6 protein-coding genes are annotated in these 4,758 nt (G+C 68.8%); all 6 read left to right on the top strand.

Translation table 11 applies throughout. From position 1 onward, the window contains the following. The coding region (locus GH737_RS13065) for a diacylglycerol/lipid kinase family protein (RefSeq protein ID WP_155265238.1) at window positions 1-726 on the top strand (726 nt) is incomplete at its 5' end. Between the two features lie 73 nt (window positions 727-799). Next, window positions 800-1,378 (top strand): hypothetical protein, encoded by a 579-nt coding sequence (locus GH737_RS13060; protein ID WP_155265237.1) that lies wholly within the window; start codon window positions 800-802, stop codon window positions 1,376-1,378. Window positions 1,379-1,438: 60 nt separating this feature from the next. Continuing rightward, entirely contained in the window at window positions 1,439-1,918 is a 480-nt protein-coding gene (locus GH737_RS13055) for a DUF2721 domain-containing protein (RefSeq protein WP_155265236.1), read from the top strand. 5 nt (window positions 1,919-1,923) lie between these two features. Then, window positions 1,924-2,400, top strand: a complete 477-nt coding sequence (locus GH737_RS13050; protein WP_155265235.1) for a PH domain-containing protein — start codon at window positions 1,924-1,926, stop codon at window positions 2,398-2,400. Beyond that, window positions 2,378-3,862, top strand: coding sequence for a PH domain-containing protein (locus GH737_RS13045; RefSeq protein ID WP_155265234.1), 1,485 nt, complete (start codon window positions 2,378-2,380; stop codon window positions 3,860-3,862). Before GH737_RS13050 ends, GH737_RS13045 begins: the two co-directional genes overlap by 23 nt. After that, on the top strand, window positions 3,859-4,758 hold a 900-nt coding region (locus GH737_RS13040), incomplete at its 3' end, for a DHH family phosphoesterase (protein ID WP_196233172.1). The genes GH737_RS13045 and GH737_RS13040, both read left to right, overlap by 4 nt.

Raw genomic sequence — 4,758 nt, 5'->3', positions numbered from 1 at the left:
CGCGGCGACCCGCTGCTGGTCGTCGGCGGCGGCGACGGGACGATCGGCGCCGCGGCGTCGGCGCTGGTCGGGACCGGCACGAAGCTCGGAATCCTTCCGCTCGGCACGCTCAATCATTTCGCGCGCGACCTCGGTGTTCCCGTCGACCTCGATGAAGCCGCGAAGCTGATCGCGGGCGGGAAGGAGCGCCGCGTCGACGTCGGCGAGATGAACGGCCGGCTGTTCATCAACAACAGCGCCATCGGCCTCTATCCGCTGATGGTCATCGACCGCGACCGGCAGCAGGAGAAGCTCGGCCGGAGCAAGCGGCTGGCGCTGATCGTCGCCTCGTTGCGGACCCTGGTGCGGTTCAACCATCACCGGCTGACGCTGACCGTCAACGACGAGCGCACCGGCCGAGTCGACACGCCTTTGCTGTTCGTCGGCAACAACGATTACCGGATCGACATGGGCGCGCCGGGGCAGCGCGAGCGGATCGATGCGGGACGGCTGTGCGTGCTTGTCATGCGCAAGAAGACCCGCCGCAGCTTCCTCGCGGCGAGCCTGCGCGCCTTCATCGGCCGCAGCCGGCGCGACGACATGGTCCGTCTCGACGGCGTGGAGCGGCTGCGCGTAGCGGTGCATCGCTCGCGGCTCATCGTCTCTCTCGACGGCGAAGTGGTGCAGGCCGAACTGCCGCTGGACTACAGGATCCGCAAGAAGGCGCTGCGGGTCGTCGCCCCCTGAGCCGGGCGGCGGCATGGAACCGCTGCGGGCTTCTCATGGTTCGCACGGTGGGCATAGAAATCGAGGGGTGCTCTTGGCGACCCACGCTCATTCTCGAATATCCGACCGGAACCGCGCCCGCGGGCTGCGTGCCGCCGGAATCGCGATCATCCTGCTCAGCGCCGGAGCGGCGCTTCTCCCGGCCGGCAAGAGCATCTCGTCGGACCTGGTCGGCGGACTGCTCGTCGCGGCGGGCCTCATCGAAATCGTCGCGGGATCGCTGCGCCGGGAAGCGCGTCATTACGAAATGGCGGCCGGCGGCGTCACGGCGCTGGCAGGGCTGCTGTTCATCCTCAACCCGACGACGCATTTTTTCCCCAACGTGACGCTCGTCATTGCCTGGCTCCTGATCCGAAGCCTGATCCTTGCCGCCGCTATCCGGCCGAGCGAAGGCTCGGTGCGCATCTGGACAGGCATCTCGGCGGGCGTCGACCTGCTGTTGGGGCTGCTGTTGATGGCCGGCCTGTCGATCACGACGATCGTCGTCAGCGTGTTCGGGCCGACCGAGCCGCTGGTCGCCAGCTTCGCCTGGTTTCTCGCGGCGAGCTTCGTCGTCAACGGCCTGCTGCTGCTGGAGGTCGCGAGCTGCGAGCAGCAGGTGGCTGCGGCGTAGCAGCCCAACGTAGAGCATCGGCAGCTTGCGCGTCGCCGGGCGCGCTTCGATAAGCGAGCGATGTTCCAGGGCGCCCCCAACCTGTCGGTCGACACCGTCGCGGAGATCGTGCGGCTCGCGGTCGCGCCGGTGTTCCTGCTGAGCGGCATCGCGTCATTCGTGAACGTCTGCACCTCGCGCCTTTCGAGGATCGTCGACCGCTCGCGGCAGGTCGAGCCGATGCTGCTCGCCAGCCGGGGAGCAGAGCATGACCGCTGGCTCGGCGAGCTCCATGTGCTCGATCGGCGGATGAGCCTGGTGAGCTGGGCGATTTCGCTGTCCGTCATGTCGGCTGCGATGATCTGCGCGGTGGTCGTGCTGCTGTTCAGCGCCAGCCTCACCAGCCTGCATGTCGCGACCGCGATTGCGCTGCTGTTCATCGGCTCGATGATCGCGATCGGGATCGCCTTCGCGATTTTCCTGGTCGAGACTCGCGTCGGTTCACGGGCGGTTCGGGTGCGCTCGGAACTCCTCCAGCACCGAGTGGACGAAGGGGTTTAGCGCAGATGGCCGACCTGCCCGAACTCCTGCCGGTCGAGACCGGTTACAAGAAGGTGCTGCGTGCGCGACTGGCGTTGATGTGGCTGGTGCTCACCGCGGGCGCGCTGATCGCCGGCTATGCACTTGCCGGTTCGACGCGCTTCGCCATGCTGATCCCGGCCGCAGTGCTGCTCGCGGGGTTGCTCGCGGTGGCCACGGTTCCCGCGCGGATCCATCGGCGTCTGCGCTATGGCCTCAGTGAGCGGCTGCTGCAGGTCGTCCGCGGCTGGCTGTTCCATACCGACACCGTGGTCCCGCTGGTGCGCGTCCAGCATCTCGACGTCGTTCGCGGCCCCTTCGACAAGATGTTCGGGACCGCGACGCTCGTCCTCCACACCGCCGGGACGCACAACAGCACGGTGACCGTTCCGGGGCTTGCCCCCGAGCGCGCCGAAGCGATGCGCGACATCATCCGCGACCATGTCCGCACCGACTTCGCCTGACGAGGGCGCCGTCGGCCCGCCCGAGCGACTGCACCCGCTGTTCCTGATCAAGGGGCTGCGGAGATCGCTGCGCAGCCTCGGCGGCGCCTACGCGCTCATCGCCTATCTGGCGGTTTCTGGCCGCTGGAGCACGGCCGTCATTGCCGCGGTCGCGATCCTACTCCTCGGTGTCGGCGGCACGATCCTTTACTGGAGCCGCTTCCAGTTTCGGGTCGGGCAGGACGAAATCCGCATCGACAGCGGAGTGGTCAACCGCCGCCATCGGTCGATCCCGTTCGACCGGATCCAGGACGTCGACATCGTCCAGGGGCCGCTCGCGCGCGTGCTCGGGCTCGCGGAAGTGAAGTTCGAAACCGGGGGCGGGGGCGAAGGCCCGCGCTCCGAGGAAGGGGTGCTGCATGCCATCACGCTGGAGCGGGCAGAGGCAATTCGCCGGCTGGTGCGCGGCAGGCGCGTGTCGGCGCTCGAGCCGGCCAGGACAGCCGAAGAGCGCCCGCCCATCTACGCGATGAGCGCCGGACGCGTCCTCCTTGCCGGCACGTTCAATTTCTCGCTGGCCGTATTCGCCGCCCTCATCGGCTTTACCCAAACCGTCGGCCAGCCGCTCGGCATCGACCCTTTCCAGGAGAGCTTCTGGCGCGACCTCGTCGCGGCGAGCGCGCCGCTCGAGCAGTTTGCCCTGACTCATCGCCTGGCCGGCATCGCTGCCGGAATCGCATTGCTCCTGCTGCTCGGCCTCGCGACCGGAATCGTCCGGACGCTGCTGCGCGATTACGGCTTCCGGCTCGACGGCACCGGAACCGGCCTGCGGCGGCGGCGCGGGCTGCTGACGAAGACCGACGTGACGCTTCCGGTAAAGCGCGCCCAGGCGGCGATCGTCGCCTCGGGACCGGTGCGCGCGACATTTGGCTGGAGCGAGCTCTTCCTGCAAAGCCTCGCGCAGGAGGAACGCAGCCGCGGCAATCACGAGCTGGCGCCGCTTGCGCAGCCCGCCGAGGTCGATGCGATCCTCGAGGAAATGGGTTGGCTGCCGATCCCGCCCGCGCCGCGATGGACGCGGGTGTCGCCGGCCTATGTCTGGTCGTTCGTGCTGGCGCTGTCGCCATTTCTTCTCGTGGTCGTGGTGCAAGCGGTGACGGTGTGGCCGATGGCCGTGATCTTCTCGCTGGGCCTGTTCGCGCTCGTCGCCCTGCGCGCGCTCGCGTGGCGACGGATCGCCTATGCGCTCGACGGCGAACGCTTGCTGATGCGCTCCGGCTGGTGGCGGCGCCGGCTGGTGATCCTTCCCAAGTCGCGCATCCAGAGCATCGATTACACCGAGAATTTCGTCACCCGCCGCTTCGGCACCGCGACCCTCCAGTTCGGTGTCGCCGGCGGAAGCGCGGCGACGCATCTTATCCCCGCAATCCCCAGCGCGGCGGCGCGCGCCTTGCGCGACGACCTGCTAGGGTCCGCCCCATGAGTGTCGCTTTGCACGTGGAGCAGTCGGTGACCGGCCAGCCGTGGCGCTGGCGGCGGGAGCCGGGCGAGAGCCCCGGAATGGACGCGCTGGTCGACCAGCTGCTGCTCGCCCGCGGCGTCCCGCGCGAGGACTTGCCGCGTCATCGCGACCCGAGGATCCGCGATTTCCTGCCGGACCCGAGCTGCTTTGCCGACATGGACAAGGGCGCGAAGCGGCTCGCCGGCGCGGTCCAGTCCGGCGAGACGATCGCCATCTTCGGCGATTACGACGTCGACGGCGCGACCAGCGCGGCGTTGCTGACGCTCCTGCTCCGGCGACTGAACGCGGAACCGATCGTCTATATCCCGGACCGGCTGATGGAGGGCTACGGACCGTCGGGCAAAGCGCTGGTCGTGCTCAAGGAGCGCGGAGCGAGCGTCGCCGTATGCGTCGATTGCGGCGCGCAGGCTTTCGAGGCGCTCGACGAAGCCAAGGCTGCCGGGCTCGACGTCATCGTGGTCGACCACCATCAGTGCGCGAGCCTGCTCCCGGTCGCGCACGCGCTCATCAACCCCAATCGCCTCGACGAAAGCGAGGACGGAGCGGCGCACGGCCACCTCGCAGCGGTCGGGATGGCGTTCCTGCTCGGCGTCGCGCTGATCCGCGAGCTGCGCGGACGCGGCGTGTTCGAGGCGCTCGCCGAGCCGAAAATCCTCGACTTGCTCGACCTCGTGGCGCTCGGCACCGTCGCCGACGTCGCGCGACTGAAGAGCCTCAACCGCGCCTTCGTCACCCAAGGGCTGCGGGTGATGGCCGCGAAGCAGAATATCGGCCTCGCTGCGCTCGCCGAGGCCGCGCGGCTGGTGAAAGCGCCGAGCTGCCGCGACCTCGGCTTCGCGCTGGGCCCGCGGATCAAC

It is taken from the genome of Sphingomonas segetis, assembly GCF_009720245.1.
GTDB lineage: Bacteria > Pseudomonadota > Alphaproteobacteria > Sphingomonadales > Sphingomonadaceae > Sphingomicrobium > Sphingomicrobium segetis.
Note: the sequence above shows the minus strand (reverse complement) of the source record. Positions and strands in the feature narration are given on the sequence as shown.